14 protein-coding genes are annotated in these 16745 nt (G+C 38.6%); 5 read left to right on the top strand and 9 right to left on the bottom strand.

All coding sequences use genetic code 11. The features are described from left to right. Positions 1-7 precede the first annotated feature (7 nt). Complete coding sequence (gene rlmB / locus AC1D0K_RS01950; protein WP_295713141.1) at positions 8-778, top strand: 23S rRNA (guanosine(2251)-2'-O)-methyltransferase RlmB; 771 nt, start codon at positions 8-10, stop codon at positions 776-778. Between the two features lie 66 nt (positions 779-844). Here rlmB and AC1D0K_RS01945 read toward each other — a convergent pair whose 3' ends face one another. Then, a complete protein-coding gene (locus AC1D0K_RS01945; protein ID WP_477398592.1) occupies positions 845-1930 on the bottom strand; it encodes a mannose-1-phosphate guanylyltransferase in 1086 nt (361 codons plus the stop codon). Positions 1931-2167: 237 nt separating this feature from the next. Here AC1D0K_RS01945 and recQ point away from each other — a divergent pair, with 237 nt between their 5' ends. After that, positions 2168-4360 (top strand): DNA helicase RecQ, encoded by a 2193-nt coding sequence (gene recQ, locus AC1D0K_RS01940; RefSeq protein ID WP_477439451.1) that lies wholly within the window; start codon positions 2168-2170, stop codon positions 4358-4360. A gap of 105 nt (positions 4361-4465) precedes the next feature. On the opposite strand, the gene AC1D0K_RS01935 is transcribed toward recQ, so the two are convergent. From AC1D0K_RS01935 to AC1D0K_RS01925, 3 genes are all read right to left on the bottom strand, one after another. Continuing rightward, complete coding sequence (locus AC1D0K_RS01935) at positions 4466-5128, bottom strand: carbohydrate-binding protein (protein ID WP_477399447.1); 663 nt, start codon at positions 5126-5128, stop codon at positions 4466-4468. 109 nt (positions 5129-5237) lie between these two features. Next, on the bottom strand, positions 5238-7139 hold the full coding sequence (locus AC1D0K_RS01930) for an OmpA family protein (RefSeq protein WP_477399445.1): 1902 nt from the start codon (positions 7137-7139) through the stop codon (positions 5238-5240). A 41-nt stretch (positions 7140-7180) separates the two neighbouring features. Beyond that, positions 7181-7804: a 7-carboxy-7-deazaguanine synthase QueE gene (locus AC1D0K_RS01925; RefSeq protein WP_477399442.1), complete on the bottom strand. Its 624-nt coding sequence runs from the start codon at positions 7802-7804 to the stop codon at positions 7181-7183. A 201-nt stretch (positions 7805-8005) separates the two neighbouring features. On the opposite strand from AC1D0K_RS01925, the gene AC1D0K_RS01920 reads away from it, so the two are divergent. Then, positions 8006-8770, top strand: a complete 765-nt coding sequence (locus tag AC1D0K_RS01920) for a hypothetical protein (protein WP_477442709.1) — start codon at positions 8006-8008, stop codon at positions 8768-8770. A gap of 3 nt (positions 8771-8773) precedes the next feature. Continuing rightward, positions 8774-9112 carry a Rieske (2Fe-2S) protein gene (locus tag AC1D0K_RS01915; protein ID WP_477399438.1) on the top strand — a complete coding sequence of 113 codons (339 nt, stop codon included), beginning with the start codon at positions 8774-8776 and terminating at the stop codon, positions 9110-9112. 193 nt (positions 9113-9305) lie between these two features. Here the strand turns inward: AC1D0K_RS01915 and AC1D0K_RS01910 are convergent, their stop codons facing one another. From AC1D0K_RS01910 to lepA, 4 genes are read right to left on the bottom strand one after another with little or no spacing between them, the layout of a single operon-like run. Further along, the gene (locus tag AC1D0K_RS01910) at positions 9306-10187 is read right to left on the bottom strand and encodes a bifunctional 5,10-methylenetetrahydrofolate dehydrogenase/5,10-methenyltetrahydrofolate cyclohydrolase (protein ID WP_477399436.1); all 882 of its coding nucleotides are present in this window, start codon (positions 10185-10187) and stop codon (positions 9306-9308) included. A 21-nt stretch (positions 10188-10208) separates the two neighbouring features. After that, positions 10209-10745 carry a hypothetical protein gene (locus AC1D0K_RS01905; RefSeq protein WP_477442707.1) on the bottom strand — a complete coding sequence of 179 codons (537 nt, stop codon included), beginning with the start codon at positions 10743-10745 and terminating at the stop codon, positions 10209-10211. Between the two features lie 5 nt (positions 10746-10750). Next, positions 10751-12109: an AAA family ATPase gene (locus AC1D0K_RS01900; RefSeq protein ID WP_477442705.1), complete on the bottom strand. Its 1359-nt coding sequence runs from the start codon at positions 12107-12109 to the stop codon at positions 10751-10753. A 5-nt stretch (positions 12110-12114) separates the two neighbouring features. After that, positions 12115-13902, bottom strand: a complete 1788-nt coding sequence (gene lepA / locus AC1D0K_RS01895) for a translation elongation factor 4 (RefSeq protein ID WP_477399242.1) — start codon at positions 13900-13902, stop codon at positions 12115-12117. 87 nt (positions 13903-13989) lie between these two features. On the opposite strand from lepA, the gene AC1D0K_RS01890 reads away from it, so the two are divergent. After that, positions 13990-14859, top strand: a complete 870-nt coding sequence (locus AC1D0K_RS01890; RefSeq protein ID WP_477399240.1) for a fructosamine kinase family protein — start codon at positions 13990-13992, stop codon at positions 14857-14859. A gap of 5 nt (positions 14860-14864) precedes the next feature. On the opposite strand, the gene AC1D0K_RS01885 is transcribed toward AC1D0K_RS01890, so the two are convergent. Then, complete coding sequence (locus tag AC1D0K_RS01885; protein ID WP_477399238.1) at positions 14865-16529, bottom strand: hypothetical protein; 1665 nt, start codon at positions 16527-16529, stop codon at positions 14865-14867. Between the last annotated feature and the right edge of the window lie 216 nt (positions 16530-16745).

The raw sequence follows: 16745 nt of genomic DNA, 5'->3' as shown, positions 1-16745 counted from the left end.
AGTAAAAATGACATTTAATTCAAGACCTCAAAGAGAGAGTAACCAGATGGTTTTTGGTATCAGGGCCATTATGGAAGCCATTACTTCCGGAAAAGAAATTGAGGCTTTATATATACAACGTGGTGTGGCAGGTGGTTTATCGTTTGAACTAAAGGCTTTGTTAACCGAATATAATATAACTGCCCAACAAGTACCCGTTGAAAAACTTAATCGCTTAACCGCTAAAAATCACCAGGGCGCAGTTGCTTTTATTTCGCCTATTATTTATCAAAAGATAGAGAATATTATCCCTGAGGTATTTGAAAAGGGTGAGGTACCATTGATATTAGTTTTGGATTCTATAACCGATGTGCGTAATATGGGAGCCATAGCCCGTACAGCGGAATGTGCCGGTGTACACGCTATTGTGATACCGGCAAAAGGATCTGCACAAATAAATCCAGACGCCATAAAGACATCAGCAGGTGCATTGTATAAGATACCCGTTTGCCGCCATGATAATTTCATGCAAACTGTTAAATTTCTACAGGAATCGGGGTTGCAGCTGGTTTGCTGTACCGAAAAAACAAAGGACGATATTTATGTACCGGACTATACCGCTCCCACAGCTATCATTATGGGCTCTGAAGAGGATGGAATCCGTAACGAGATTATCCGAATTTCAGATCACCTTGCTAAAATCCCCATGTTTGGCGAGATTGAATCACTTAACGTATCTGTATCAACAGGTGTGATTTTGTATGAGGCGATAAGACAACGCAATGCGGTGAATGGTTAATTGGGTTTGATTAGGTGAGCAGTTTCTTTCCGAAAATAACTACTCACCTAATCAACCACTCACCAATTAGATGTACTTTGCTCCAAACTTACTCTTCACATCGGCTACAACCTGTTTAACGCTTTGCTCCTGATCCCTTGGGCAAATAAGCAGGGTGTTGTTTGATTCCACCACGATAAAGTCATGCAGGCCCCGAAGGATCACCAATTTTTCGCCGGGAACATTGACCATGCAGTTGGATGAATCATACATGATCACCTTATCTGAAGGGATAACGGCATTACCTACATAATCTTTTTCGGCCAGGTCATAAATAGATGCCCAGGTGCCCAGATCGCTCCAGCCAAACTCCGATGGCAGTACGTATACGTTGCCGGCTTTCTCCATCACCCCGTAATCTATCGAGATATTGATACAATGCTGGTAAGCTTTATGGATATAGGCTTTTTCTTTATCGGTATTATAGTAAGGCTTGGCATCGGTAAATATCTCATGCATCTCGGGTAAATGCGTATCAAATGCTTTTACAATTGCTTTTGCCGACCATACAAAGATGCCCGCGTTCCACAAAAAGTCGCCGCTTTGGATAAAGGTTTTGGCTATCTCCAGCGTAGGTTTCTCGGTAAAGGTTTTAACCTTATGAAAATCTTCGCTGATGGTATTTTCGGTATACTGGATATATCCATAACCGGTATCCGGCCTGGTGGGCTTGATGCCCAGGGTCACCAGGCAATTATGTTCGGTTGCTGTTTGCAGTGATTTTTCAATGGCGCTTACAAAGGCATCCTCATCCAGGATCTGCTGATCTGAGGGGGCCACCACGATAGCCGCGTCAGGATTCATGCTTTCTATCTTGAAACAGCCATACGCTACACAGGGAGCTGTGTTACGCATTACCGGCTCGGTGAGGATCTGCTGGTCTTCGATATCCGGAAGCTGGGCTTTTACCAGTTTGGTATAGTTTTCATTGGTTACAATGTAAATATTTTCTTGGGGGCACACTTTCAGGAAGCGTTCGTAGGTGTTTTGTATTAAAGTTTTACCGGTTCCCAGGATATCTATAAACTGTTTGGGGTGTGAAGTACGACTTATCGGCCAAAAACGGCTGCCTATTCCGCCTGCCATAATGATGGCATAGTAGTTTTTGTTCATGTGTAATTTTAAGAATTATTATTTGGTTTAGCCACCGCAAAAATGTACAATAATCTGATAATTATATATTAATTGAAACTAAATAATTATATAACAATTTAAATACGTGAAGTAAACAAATTGTTTTTCATTTAATAATCATATTAGTATAAAATTTAAAAGTAAATCAATCGTTTATTGAGAAAAATTTGTTACTTTAAACTTTTAAATTGGACTTTAAGATTATTTAAGATAATGATAGAAACTAAGAAGTCGCTATTTGATAACCTCCAGAATTTTTTCGGATTTGACAACTTTAAAGGGGAGCAGGAAGCGATCATAACTAACATTCTGGCAGGCAATGATACCTTCGTGATTATGCCTACAGGTGGTGGTAAATCCATGTGTTACCAATTGCCGGCTTTAATGAGCGACGGCACCGCGATAGTAATTTCACCACTGATCGCGCTGATGAAAAATCAAGTAGATCAGTTAAGAGCCTTTGGTGGTTCAGATAGTATAGCTCATTTTTTAAATTCATCACTTACCAAGGCAGACATAGGACGGGTTAAGGAAGACGTTTTGGCCGGAAAAACCAAACTATTATACGTAGCCCCTGAGTCATTAACCAAGCAGGAAAATATCGATTTTTTACGCCTTAACCAGGTATCATTTGTAGCGGTGGATGAAGCACATTGTATCTCTGAATGGGGACACGATTTCAGACCGGAATACCGCAAAATTCGCCAGGTGATCAGCAATATTGGCGATAATATACCAATCATAGCATTAACGGCGACGGCGACGCCAAAGGTTCAGCAGGATATTCAGAAAAACCTGCAAATGAACAACGCGACTATCTACAAATCTTCATTTAACCGCTCAAACCTATTTTACGAAGTACGTGCCAAGCGTAATGTAATCAAAGAGATCGTAAAGTTTGTAAAACAAAATCAAGGTAAATCGGGAATTATTTATTGCCTGAGCCGTAAGAAGGTAGAGGAAGTGGCCGAGGCGCTTAGCCTTAACGGAGTAAAAGCCTTGCCATATCATGCAGGTTTAGACCCGAAAGTACGTGCCGATACTCAGGACAAATTCCTGATGGAGGATGTTGACGTTATAGTAGCAACCATTGCCTTTGGAATGGGTATTGATAAACCAGATGTACGTTATGTAATTCACCATGATGTGCCTAAGAGCATGGAAGGTTATTACCAGGAAACTGGGAGGGCCGGTCGTGACGGGGGCGAAGGTGTTTGTGTGGCTTTTTATTCTGAAAAAGATATTGACAAACTTCAAAAATTTATGAAGGATAAGCCTGTTGCCGAACGTGAGATTGGTACACAGATTTTAAAAGAAGTAATTGACTATTGTGAATCCTCGGTGTGTCGCCGTAAACAATTGCTGCATTATTTTGGCGAGAATTTTAATGAGGCAGGCTGTAATAATATGTGCGACAACTGCTCTGGCCACAAAGAGCATTTTGACGGAGAAGAGCATTTGCATAAGGCACTTAGCCTTATAAAGCATATAGGAGAGAAATTTGACGACACCTACATCATTAGTATATTAATGGCTGAGGAGAACGCGCAAATAAAGAACTATGAGCACGACCTGCTTGATTATTATGGTTCTGGAAAAGAGCAGGGGAAAAATCTCTGGAATTCCCTATTAAGGCAAGCGTTATTGAACAATTATCTTTCAAAAGATATTGACCAATATGGTTTGCTTAGATTAACCAAGTTGGGTAATTCCTTTATTGAGAACCCGCACAGCATTCGCTTTGTGATGAACCACATCATAGAAGGCACTGATGACGATGATGACGCTGACGGGCCTAAACAGGGGGGTGGCGCATTAGATACCCAGTTGCTGCAAATGCTAAAAGATTTACGTAAAAAGCTGGCAAAACAAAAAGGCTTACCGCCGTTCGTAATCTTTCAGGATCCATCCTTAGAAGAAATGTGTACGCATTATCCCATCAATACCGAGGAACTGAAACAAATCTCTGGCGTGGGTGCGGGTAAAGCGCTTAAGTTTGGTAAACCATTTACAGATCTGATTCAGAAATATGTTGAAGATAATGATATCGACCGTCCGGTTGATATGGTGATCAAGAGCGCCGCTAATAAATCGGCACTTAAGGTTTTCATTATCCAGAATATTGACCGTCATTTAAACCTTGATGATATAGCTGCCTCAAAAGGACTTACCTATGAGGAAATCCTTAAGGAAGTAGAAACTATTGTTAACTCCGGAACCAAGCTTAACCTCAATTATTATATTGATGAGGTAATGGATGAGGATAAACAGGAAGAAGTATTTGATTATTTCCGCACCGCTGAAGCTGATTCTATTGACGATGCACTTGCCGAATTAGGAAACGACGACTATACACGTGAAGAAGTACAATTGATGAGGATTAAATTCCTATCAGAAATGGGAAATTAAATTCAATAATTCTCATTCATCTCTTCATTACGAAATACCAAACAATACCCAGCTTACAGAAAAGTAAGTTGGGTATTGTTTTATCCGGCCTTTCTGATCAAGATCCTACTTTACAACTTTTCCAAAATCCAGGTAATCCAGGTTCATATTACCGTTTGAAACTATATGCAGTGTTAATAGGTGTGTGCCTTTTTTAAGGTTTATAGTGCCAATTGATTCAGAAGCGTTCCAATGGTGCCACTGGCGCCAGGCAATGGTATCCTGGTCATTGTGAGTTGATGTGATTTTCATTGGCCCTGTGGCGTCTTTACCATCTACATCAACAGATATAGCACCATCACCGTTAGCAGTATATAAAACACCAATAGGGTAAGTTCCTGATTTATTTACTTTAACTGTATAATTTATCCATTCACCGGGTTGCGTCCATCCAACATAAAATTTATTCATGTCGCGACTCACTTTATTGTATGGATTGTCATCAATATGGTCATGGGCTTTAGTATATGAAATATCAACCCCTTCCTTCATCCTGAACTCGTTTAAAAATGCTCCGTTTGCCGGATTGAGTTTGCCGCTACCATTGTTGGTACTATCGGTATCATGATATGCAATACCCTCGCCACCGGTATTATAAAATTCGCACTCCAATCTTCCGGGTAATTCCTGCATTTTGTTTTGCCATGGTTTGCCGGTGTTGGTAGTTTTGAATATAAAGGCGCAGCAAAACAAGGCAATGCACGTAAGAGATAATAAAATGATTTTCATGTTTAGGGTTATAATTGGTATAACTAAGGTAAACACTTAATCAGTCAGTATGATATCGAAATGCAAAAAAAGTCACATCACAAAGTATGTTGTTATAGAATAAAGTTTTCTATTTCACAATTATCATAAACTCAGTTCGCCTGTTTTTCGCTTTTTCTTCGTCGGTAGTATTTGGAGCTATAGGTTGCGTTTTGCCATAGCCTTTATAAACCAACCTGGCAGCGGCAATACCGTTAGTTACCAGGTATTCATATACCGACCGGGCTCTGTTCTCTGACAAGGTTTGATTAAACTGATCGGCACCTGCATTGTCTGTATGGCCCGATATTTCGATGTGAACGGTTGGATTTACATTTAAGAACTCAATCAATTTAGATAATTCGGCTTTTGATTCGTCTCTGATGTCGAATTTATTGGTGTCAAAAAAGATGTTCTTTAGTATTACTTTGTTTCCAACCTCAATTGGCGATAATAAAGCCTTGATATGAAAAGGTTTTTGCTCTTTATATCCTATAAGCGAAAAGTTTTCGGAGTAAAACAGGTAGCCGCTCTTAGATATATTTAAGCCATAATTTTTGCCCGAAGTGATGGTTGCCAGGAAATCACCTTCATCTTTATTGCTGTAGTCCTGGTAAACAGGAAGGTTACTTTGCAAATCAATAATTTCAACAGCTGCCTCCAGCGGTTCTTTGGTTTTGGCATCATATACATTTCCTTTTACATAGGTCACAATATGTGGCCTTAAGTTTGCCGGCAACTCAAACGTGTAAATGTCATACCCACCATAGCCATTCAGGTTGTCTGATGCAAAAAAGGCGTAATTACCGTAGGCTGTAAGGGTAAGCCCATTCTCATCTCCATTGGTGTTAATGGGATAGCCCAGGTTTTCTGGCTTTTGCCATTTGCCATCTTTACCCAAACGACTCACAAAAAGATCCTTATTGCCTAATCCGGGCCAGCCATTTGAGCCAAAATAGAGTGTACTATCATCCGGATGAATAAATGGCGATTGCTCATTATAAGCTGTGTTTATATTTGGCCCCAAATTTTCGGGTTCGCCCCAACCTTTGTCGGTAAGGTTTGATTTCCAAATATCATAACCTCCATATCCTCCTTTTTTATTACTCACAAAATAAAGTGTACGCCCATCGGCACTTATTGATGGTTGTGATTCCCATCCCGAAGTATTTATCGGAGCACTTAAATCGAAAGGTTTGCCCCAGTCGTCACCTTTTTTTTGAGCGATATAAATATCACAGCGACCACGACCATCTGGGCGGTTACAGCCAGTGAAGAATAAAAATTTGCCATCCTGCGATATGGATTGTGCTCCCTCGTTGTATTGTGGCGTGTTAATTTGATCGCTAAGGTAAGTAGCGGTATCCCACTTGCTATTAACTTTTAAGCTTTTATAAAAATCTTCGTTGTTGTTAATCTTGCGGGTAAATATCAGCATGCTTTCATCGGCTGTAGCAACCGGTAAATATTCATCATTGGCAGTGTTAATATTAGGCCCCATATTAACTGGTTTAAAAGGAACAGGGTGTTGTATGGCTTGTATGCTGAACTTTGCATCCGCTAATAATTTTTGTGCGAATACGATATTTTGTGGCGTAAGATCTGGATAGGTAAGATATTTTTCAATGTGCTGCTGCGCCTGGGGATATTTAGCTTCGTAAATTTCTGTTTCACCTATTTTGAGGTAAACAGACCTGTTAAAATCAGGGTTTAGCTCTATAACCTTAAGATACCGTTCTATAGCTTGTTTATACAAGTGCCTCATGCGCAGAACATCCCCTAATTGAGCATGAGCTTCAATGAACCTGGAATCTTCCCCAATAGCTTTTTTTAGATTTTCAATCGCTTCATCGTAGGAGTGATCATCCAGATTTTGATTGGCTACCGCAAAATACTTTATAGCATCACTGTTTTTAGTAGAGTACTGGCGCTGCTGAGACCAAACAGTAACAGAGAGGAAAAATAACAGGACAGAGACGATTATAATTCTCATCAGTTTTGATACGGTAGTTTTATAACGGGAAGTTACAAATATTACGGTATATTCAAATACTTATGCGTTTGCAGCGATATTTCCCATTGCGGATTGTTCATTACATAATCAACTATCAATGGGATCATCTCTTTCGACTTTGACCATTCGGGTTGCAGATACAACTTACAATCAGGTGAAACCATTTTGGCATGGTATTCTGCCCATTCAAAATCTGATTTATTGAATACGATTACCTTTAATTCGTGGGCATTTTCGGCAACGTGAGGCACCGGAGCCTTGAATTTTTTTGGAGAGAGACAGATCCAATCCCAATCACCAGATAGGGGATAGGCACCAGAGGTTTCAATAAATGTTTTTATACCATGATCATGCAAACGACTGGTTAAATAGTCAAGATTATATATCAGCGGTTCGCCACCGGTAACTACAACCGCTTTTGAAGGATGTTTAGCGGCGTTGGCCACTATCAGATCTGACGCTGTAAGTGGATGCAGTTCAGCATCCCAGCTTTCTTTTACATCGCACCAGTGGCAACCCACATCACATCCGCCAAGGCGTATGAAATATGCAGCTTTACCCGTGTTATACCCTTCGCCCTGTATAGTGTAAAATTCTTCCATTAAAGGAAGTAAAGTGCCATCGTCTGGAATTTGGTGTGCCATAATATTTTGCAAAAGTACCTAAATAAGCCGAAAGCATGAAGCTGAATGGTAAACACAACGTAAAACGTTTAAACACATTGTTGTTTTTTATATCCTTTTTGGTAATAATTTATTTTAAGTACTTGTAAGTGTGCGAATAATAGCTTTTGAATTGTAAATTAGCCTGATGAAACCTTAACTAATTAAAAAACCTTTAGCGCCATGAAAAAACTTTACTTCCCTATTATTTTTTTGGCTATGTTATGTTTAAGCTCCTGTGTTGATATTGAGGAGCATTATAACTTTAAAAGCGATGGCAGTTGTGTTGTGGCGTACGGGTTTGATATGAGCAAAGCCGTTTCGGTATTAGTAAATCTTGTGTCCGATTCGGTAAGGGAAACGCCTCAGTTTAGTTTGGTTAAGGATACAACGCTAAATTTTTACAGTGCTATGCCCGATAGCACGCAACAAAGAATGAGCGTCGCAGAGATAGAACTTGCCAAAAGCAGCGATCTGACGGTGAATATGAACCTGAAAAAGAGCATCATGAAAGTGGCAATTAATCATACCGCTAAAAACGCTGCCGACCTTAAATATTATCTCCAAAATGTATCGAAGATTGCGCTTAATAGCCAGATAAGTGCTTTTTCAAACAATCCTAAAACAAATAAAGCACTTGATGCCAAGCAAATGGTAGCTGGCCAGGATTATTACTCGTACGATATCACCCCGCATAAATTTTACCGCATAGTTGATAAAGCCAAATTCAACGCCTTTTTAAAGAAGACGCAATCAACCTTTATGATGGCCAAAGCTATGCTCATAGATATGCCCTATAAAGTAATACTCAAATTTGCGAAGCCGATAAAAAAGCTTAATAACTCCAAAGCAGTACTCTCCGCCGATAGGCGAAGCGTCACACTGGTTACAAATATGGATGAGGTAATTAAAAACCCATCGGTTATGAATTTGAAGATTGATTTTTAATAAATGAATTGGCATAAAATCCCCAACATAAAAAATACAGACAAACCATTTATAAAAAAAGTAAAGGCCGGCAGAAAAAGCATTTGCCTTGTTGGTTTTGAGGGTGAAATATATGCAATAGCGGCTACTTGTCCGCATGCTGGCTTTGATCTGAGCGAAGGGTTATGTGTTAAAGGGAAAATTGTTTGTCCTTATCATCGTTATACCTATAATCTGGCTACCGGTAAGGGAGGGGAAGGGCAAAATGATTTTGTAGAGACTTATGAGGTTGATATCAGGGATGATGATATTTATGTGGGTGTAAGCTCGGTTTGGAATAAGATAAAGCAAGCATTTAAATAAGATGAGTGGGCTGTTCCGCACCTACTCATGACCGTTTTGCATAAAAATCTGTCATCCTGGAACGCAGTGAAGGATTTCTTAGCCCTGTAAAGTCTGCGGATAGATCCTTCACTGCGTTCAGGATGACAAATCTTTTAAAAGATCATTTCCCGTTCATTATCTCCAGCATTTTACTGCTCGTAAGGACTATTTATTAACTATATACCTCTTTATTTGCCGAAGCCAAAGTATTCTTTAACAACCCAATAATGGTCATTAAGCCAACGCCACCCGGTACAGGGGTTATCCATGAAGCTTTTGGGGCTACATTTTCAAAGTCGACATCGCCGTAAAGCTTAAAACCTGATTTTGTTAGGGTTGATGTTTCGCGGTTCATCCCTACATCAATTACCACTACACCATCTTTTACCATATCCGCAGTAATAAAATTCTTTTTACCGATAGCAACGATCAGGATATCAGCATCAAGTGTGAATTTTTTAATATCAGGTGTACGGCTGTGGCAAATGGTAACCGTACAGTTGCCAGGGGTAGTATTACGGGCCATTAAGATGCTCATAGGTGAGCCAACAATATTACTACGGCCAACTACCACGCAATGCTTACCAACGGTATCAATGCCGTATTCTTTCAACATCAGCGTAATTCCATAAGGAGTAGCGGGGATAAATGATGGAAGATTGCGTTGCATACGCCCCAAATTTACGGGGTGAAAACCATCCACATCTTTACGATGGTCAATACGCTCAGTTACTTTCTCCGGATCGATATGTTTAGGCAAGGGCAGTTGTACAATAATACCGTCTATGTCGGCATCTGCATTCAATTCTTCTACTTTTTTAAGCAGCTCCTCTTCGGTAACCGTATTCTCAAAGCGTACAAGGGTTGATTTAAAACCCACTTTTTCGCAATTTTTGATCTTGCTGGCCACATACGTTTCACTACCGCCATCATGACCAACCAAAACCGCCACCAAATGAGGCTGCCTGCCGGTTTCTTCCAATATTTTAGCTGCGGCTTCAGCTATTTCAACCTTAAGTTTTTCTGATACGTATTTTCCGTCTAAAAGCTGCATATGTCTTTTGAGTTATAAGATTTATTTTACTCTACACTTATTTTCCAAAATAAGTCGTTCAGTAATTTGATCATTAGAAATCAAATTTATTACGTTATTCCCGTTGGATTTGGAATATAACTCCCTTGCTGAAAATAAAATTTTAACGAAGTTTAATTTTACGCCTGCAAAGATATTTGGATATAACCTTTTTGCGGTTTCAAAAATAAACTGACTAAAGTTTATTCCAGCATTTATCTGATCCAGATTATTTCCAATATTTTTCGATTTCATATTACAAATTACCGCAAAAATATCTCCGGCTGAATTTTCATAGAATAAAACATAATCACACATCGCCTGCGAATTACCTATGTTAAAAAATGGAAATAATAGCTTTATCGAAATATCTTCTCGGACTATGAGTTGATCGAATTTGTATACTAAATATTTATTTTTAGCAACCACATGAGCCTCTTTACACGAGGCCTCCTTACCGGTTTCTTTTAGTATAAAAATGCTAGCTGTTTCATTTATAAAGTATCCATTATAAAGTATACCTTTAATTTTATCTAACATACCCATTAACCCTGTTTGTCAAATAGTTCAAAGTATATATTTTCTGAAATTTCAGCCAAGCTACTATTAGATTTTTGAATAGTGGAAACTTCAAAACCAAATTCATCGACATCCAAGTTGACTGCTTTTTTATCTTTAAATAAATAAACTTCAACTTTATTTTTATCTAAAAGATCTCCTTGTTCATAAGAATATTCTTTTAATAACGAAGATGCTCTATCGCCTGCGGAATGTAATCTGATTAAATTGTTTAATTCTTTTATTATATAGTCGCTATGAGTACTAATCAAGACTTTAAATCCATTATTAACAATTCTCGCAATCAGTCTCGCCATAATAACTTGATTATCCGGGTGTAAATTCAATTCCGGCTCATCGATAATTATAAAATTTCCTCGCTCAGCTATATGCCTAAAATAAAATACTAAATTAGATAATGACTTTACAATGGAACTTGATAAGTTAATATTTAAACTAGATGTTTCCTGATTGTCAAAATTATATTGAAGTTCCCCCGAAGAAGAAATATTGATTTTGCCTTTAAGAATTTCATTTTCGATGTATTCTGCCAAAAATGCAAATTCACTGACATTTTTTTGTTTATTAGATAAATCTTCTGCTATTTCTAGGCTATCTCTAATCGGCATTGAATAACGTTGAGCATCTTTCAATGGACTGTCTTTTAGATTTTTGCCTTTAAAGTCTAAAAGTTTATCAACTATTTCATTCCTATTAGCGGATAACTCTTTGCTGAAAATATTTATTGCAGTTCTTTCGGTTGGAGTAATATATGGTTTGTCGAAAATCGAAGAAAATATATAGAAAGTTATTACACGACTAATAATATCAAATACAAAATCATCGGGACTTTCTTTTAAATTTTCATTTACCAGTTCTTTTGTATTTAACAAACTAATTACACTGCTACTCTTTTCCTTTTTTAAACTATAATAATTATTGCCGATACGGTATTTATAGTCGATAACGAGGTCATTAATATAATTTAAAATTTCTTTATCGCTTATAACTATAGAAATCTTAGATGTGTTAAAAAAGCTCTTCTCTGAAGCAAAAATATTGGGAAGGTTGTTAGTAATTTGTATTGATTTTTCTTTTAAAAGACGTTTTACTAGTTCTAAGTCAAGTTCAAATTTAATTTCGTCTATATTGGCACTTGATTTAATTGAATTGTAAATAATTTCATCTCTTTCAAATGCACCAAAACTATATTTGTATAGACCATAAAGGGTGTATGCAACATAGGTCTTACCTGTATTATTAGGCCCACAAAAAACAATTAGGTCTTTATCCAAATCGATTTCAGCTTTTTCGATCGTTCCTATATTTCGTAATTTGATTTTCATGATCTTTAATCTAATTTCAAAACCGCCATGAATGCCGATTGTGGTATCTCTACGTTACCAACCTGGCGCATGCGTTTTTTACCTTTTTTCTGTTTTTCCAATAGTTTACGCTTACGTGAAATATCACCACCATAACATTTGGCGGTAACATCTTTACGCAAAGCTTTCACCGTTTCGCGGGCGATAATTTTAGCGCCTATTGAAGCTTGTATAATAATCTCAAATTGCTGGCGGGGTATAAGCTCCTTCAGTTTTTCACAGATCTTTTTACCAAAATCATAAGAATTTCCCCTAAATATCAATGATGATAAAGCATCAACTGGTTCGGCATTTAAACGAATATCTAAGCGTACCAGATCTGATTGGCGATAACCTATCTGGTGATAATCAAATGAGGCGTATCCTTTTGAAATGGTTTTGAGCTTATCATAAAAATCAAATACGATCTCGCCCATAGGCAATTCAAATACCAGTTCCACACGATCAGAGGTCAGGTACGACTGGTTAATGATGGAACCGCGTTTTTGGATACAAAGTGACATTACTGGCCCAACATAGTCAGATTTGGTAATGATGGTTGCTTTAATATATGGCTCCTCAACAAAATCAATTTTACTTGGATCTGGTAAATCCGACGGGTTGTTTACAATTATAGGTTCGCCCTTTGTAGTATGGGCAACGTATGATACGTTGGGAACGGTAGTAATAACCGTCATGTTAAACTCACGTTCAAGACGTTCCTGGATAATCTCCATATGAAGCATGCCCAAAAATCCGCAACGGAAACCAAAACCTAATGCCGCTGATGACTCGGGTTCAAAAACCAGCGAAGCATCATTGAGTTGCAATTTGGCCATTGATTCGCGCAGTTCTTCATACTCATCAGTGTCAACCGGGTAAATACCGGCAAATACCATTGGTTTTACCTCTTCAAAACCTTGTATTCCGCTTTCGCACGGGCGATCAACGCGGGTAATTGTATCACCTACTTTAACCTCTCTGGCTTCTTTAATACCAGATATTATATAACCTACGTCGCCCGTTTTAATTACATCGCGGGGTGATTGTTTTAACTTTAATGTACCTACCTCATCAGCAATATATTGCTTTTCGGTAGCAAAGAATTTCACCTTATCATTCTTACGAATCTCGCCGTTAACCACTTTAAAGTAGGCAACAATACCACGGAACGAGTTATAAACCGAATCAAAGATAAGGGCCTGTAAAGGAGCTTCGGGATCGCCAACAGGGGCGGGTACCCGTTCAACAATGGCTCGCAGAATTTCATGTACGCCCATACCGGTTTTCCCGGATGCAGCCAGAATGTCTTCGCGTTTGCAACCTATCAATTCAACAATCTGGTCTTTAACTTCTTCGGGCATTGCGCCGGGCAAATCCATCTTGTTTAACACAGGAATAATCTCCAGGTCGTTTTCCAATGCCAGGTATAGGTTGGATATAGTTTGCGCCTGAATACCTTGTGCGGCATCAACAATAAGCAACGCGCCTTCACAAGCTGCTATTGAGCGCGAAACTTCGTAAGAAAAATCTACGTGTCCTGGTGTATCTATCAGGTTGAGGATATATTTCTGTCCGTCAAGTTCATAATCCATTTGTATGGCATGACTTTTTATGGTGATACCACGCTCACGTTCCAGATCCATATCGTCAAGCAATTGCGCCTGCGATTCGCGTTGGGTTATAGTGTTAGTGTATTCTAATAACCTATCGGCAAGTGTACTCTTGCCGTGGTCGATATGTGCTATGATACAAAAATTACGAATATGCTCCATTGAACCGCAAAAATAACTTTTTAAACCGATAATTGTATAACGCTAATAAATTAACTATAGGGTTTATAAATTAATCGTTTAAATATAATGTCTGTCGCTAAAAAAATAATCCATGATATTGAAGTTAAACTTGATGTTATTATCTCAAAAGTTATACCGGTTAGCGGCGGAAATATCAACAAAGTTTATCGCCTGCAAACATCATCAACGAATAGTTTTCTTTTAAAAGTTAACAGTTTATGTGAATATCCGGGCATGTTTAAATTTGAGCAGGAAGGTTTAGCCATCATTCAGTCAACCCAAACCATTGCTGTGCCTAATGTATTACTTCATGGTGAAACGGAAGATGAGAGTTATTTAGTGATGCAGTGGATAGAACCAGGCCAATGCACACGTAAAGCATCACAAAAATTGGGCGAACAGCTGGCTCAAATGCATCAGCACACATCGGCGTCTTTTGGTTTTACTGTCGATAATTATATGGGATCGATAGTTCAAAGCAATAAGTTACATTCTACCTGGAATAGTTTTTTTATTGAGGAGCGACTTAAACCCATGATAAAAATTGCTCTTGAAAAACACGCATTAAGCAGTAATGATATCCTCATGTTTGAAAAATTATTTCAAAAACTTCCTGACCTTTTTGCCGAGGAACAGCCGGCTTTAGTTCATGGCGATCTTTGGAGTGGCAATTATTTAATTGATACAAATGAGGTTCCTTACCTCATTGATCCGGCGGTTAGCTACAGTAACCGGGAGTTTGATATCGCAATGACTACACTGTTCGGCGGTTTTGATTCGTCTTTTTATGAGGCATATCATAGTAATTTTCAATTACAGGCAGGGTGGAAGCAAAGGCTCAATCTCTGGAACCTGTATCCCTTATTGCTACACATTAACCTCTTTGGCGGTAGTTATATTACCCAGGTACGTTATAACTTATCGATGTTTGTTTAATGCCTCTACGGTGTTACACCTTCCACAAAAACAGGGGTTTCGGTTGCTTTAATAGTTATCTTACCCGCAACTGTATTAACGGTACTTAGTACAGCTTCATTTGATCCTGCTTTTAATGTGTAGATATTAGCTTTGGGTGTACCCAGATCAAGTATATAGGTTGCGGTTCGTTGTTTTTGGTCGGGTACGGTTAATATGTACATTTGTTTAGAGCCCGAAATATATTTATCCACCAGCGGATCGGCGTTAATGGTCGACCGGTAGGTATACGTGCCCATCAATTTATTGGCTTGTAGTATATAATCAGCAGCTGGCCTGCGTTTTCCATCTTCTGCAAGGCCAGAAGTAGCATATTGCGCATTTGCATTTGGGGTATCATCAAATAGCTGATAGTAAAATACTCTTTTAATTCCAAGCCTGATGTATAGTAATGAGGATCTTAATATCCAGTCGGCCTGCGTTTCTAAAACTGATTTATTGCCAATTGCTATGGCTTTTTGGTAACTACCCTGGTTAATGTCGTAACCAGATTCGGTTACCCAAACTTCAAGGGGTCTTTTTAATGAATAAGCAAGTTTAACAAAAGAACCGGCAATGGAACCAGCCATTGAAAGCTCTGGAGCTATGCCTGTTTTAGCACTTGTATGAGTTAAAATATTACCATCATTATTATAAAAGTGATAGTTGATTACATCAAAGCATAAATTAATACTCCCACCTGTATTATATCCTCGGTTTGTTTTACACCATTCTATAATCCTTTTTACAAAATCAACACTACAGGTAGCCAGACCACCTATTACAACCTGCATGCCTGGGTCGGCTGTTTTTACGCCTACGTTATTGCCCAGCCTGCCTTTATCGCCATCGTAAAAAGCAGAAAGATTGGCCGCATATTCTTCAGGAGTTTGCTGAGTTGCCGGGCCTTTCCACCATTTATCCCACTCATTGCCACATTCAATATATTTTATCAAACCCAAACCGATCTTCACAACATTTGGAGGGTCATTAGTCCACCTGGGGACAGCGTTAACCTTAACCAATTGAGGAGTAACTGCTGCATTATAACCATACCTTGCGGCAAACTGGAAAGCTGTCCGCCCCTGATCAATATAAGAGACAGGATCGCTTTTGTCCCGCCCATAAGGGATAGGCACATTTTCGTTATCCTGCATATTTGTTGGGTAGGTGTTTACAAGCCACGTGGGGCAGTTTTTCATGTCGGCCAAAACCATAATGCCTTCTTGTTTGCATCGGGTGTAAATAAGATCATAATCCCAACTGCCATTGTTGGTAGGGTTATAGGTATAATCGCCTTTGGTGTTCTCCAGTTTATTCCAGTTCATATAATGCCTTACCGCACCAAATGACTTAATTACAGACATGTTGGCTTCGTAAATAGTACTATTGAGGTTTGGGCTTGCCGGGTTTTGAAGAAAATTCCATTCATAGGCATTTACGCCAAACATATTTTTCAAAGGAGTAGGATTGGCAAGCGCAGCACTATCAAGCGCGGCATGACTAACCGTTGTAGTATCATTACTACCGGTTGTATTGGATTTTACTTTATCTGGCCGGCAGTTATTAAAAAACATACCGGTAATTACTACAGCGGTAAGGAATTTAAAATGATAAAGCATATTCATCTTCTTGGTTGATTTTAAGCTCATAAGCTTTACGATATTATAAACAATTTTAGCAGGGAGTCAATTAAAATCAGACTGGGTGTTATATACGACTTATAAAAACCTATGATTATCATTGGACGATGAATTGATCCTGAACTGACATTAGTTGAAGAGCAGGCTTAATGGGGTTGCGTTGTTTTACGTTGGCAAGCTTTGTTAAGTTTCACAGGTATTTATTGAGAGAATACTTTCAAAATT

Source organism: Mucilaginibacter sp. P1_A3 (assembly GCF_056406855.1).
The sequence above is the reverse complement of the archived record's forward strand: the minus strand, read 5'-3'. Positions and strand labels throughout refer to the sequence as shown.

Excerpts from the sequence above, each read along its gene's own strand:
- AC1D0K_RS01885 (WP_477399238.1), bottom strand. The coding sequence starts at position 16,529 with ATGAGCTTAAAATCAACCAAGAAGATGAATATGCTTTATCATTTTAAA.
- AC1D0K_RS01925 (WP_477399442.1), bottom strand. The coding sequence starts at position 7,804 with ATGGCACACCAAATTCCAGACGATGGCACTTTACTTCCTTTAATGGAA.
- AC1D0K_RS01890 (WP_477399240.1), top strand. The coding sequence starts at position 13,990 with ATGTCTGTCGCTAAAAAAATAATCCATGATATTGAAGTTAAACTTGAT.
- rlmB (WP_295713141.1), top strand. The coding sequence starts at position 8 with ATGACATTTAATTCAAGACCTCAAAGAGAGAGTAACCAGATGGTTTTT.
- AC1D0K_RS01910 (WP_477399436.1), bottom strand. The coding sequence starts at position 10,187 with ATGCAGCTTTTAGACGGAAAATACGTATCAGAAAAACTTAAGGTTGAA.
- AC1D0K_RS01920 (WP_477442709.1), top strand. The coding sequence starts at position 8,006 with ATGAAAAAACTTTACTTCCCTATTATTTTTTTGGCTATGTTATGTTTA.
- AC1D0K_RS01905 (WP_477442707.1), bottom strand. The coding sequence starts at position 10,745 with ATGTTAGATAAAATTAAAGGTATACTTTATAATGGATACTTTATAAAT.
- lepA (WP_477399242.1), bottom strand. The coding sequence starts at position 13,902 with ATGGAGCATATTCGTAATTTTTGTATCATAGCACATATCGACCACGGC.
- AC1D0K_RS01915 (WP_477399438.1), top strand. The coding sequence starts at position 8,774 with ATGAATTGGCATAAAATCCCCAACATAAAAAATACAGACAAACCATTT.
- AC1D0K_RS01930 (WP_477399445.1), bottom strand. The coding sequence starts at position 7,139 with ATGAGAATTATAATCGTCTCTGTCCTGTTATTTTTCCTCTCTGTTACT.
- AC1D0K_RS01935 (WP_477399447.1), bottom strand. The coding sequence starts at position 5,128 with ATGAAAATCATTTTATTATCTCTTACGTGCATTGCCTTGTTTTGCTGC.
- AC1D0K_RS01945 (WP_477398592.1), bottom strand. The coding sequence starts at position 1,930 with ATGAACAAAAACTACTATGCCATCATTATGGCAGGCGGAATAGGCAGC.
- AC1D0K_RS01900 (WP_477442705.1), bottom strand. The coding sequence starts at position 12,109 with ATGAAAATCAAATTACGAAATATAGGAACGATCGAAAAAGCTGAAATC.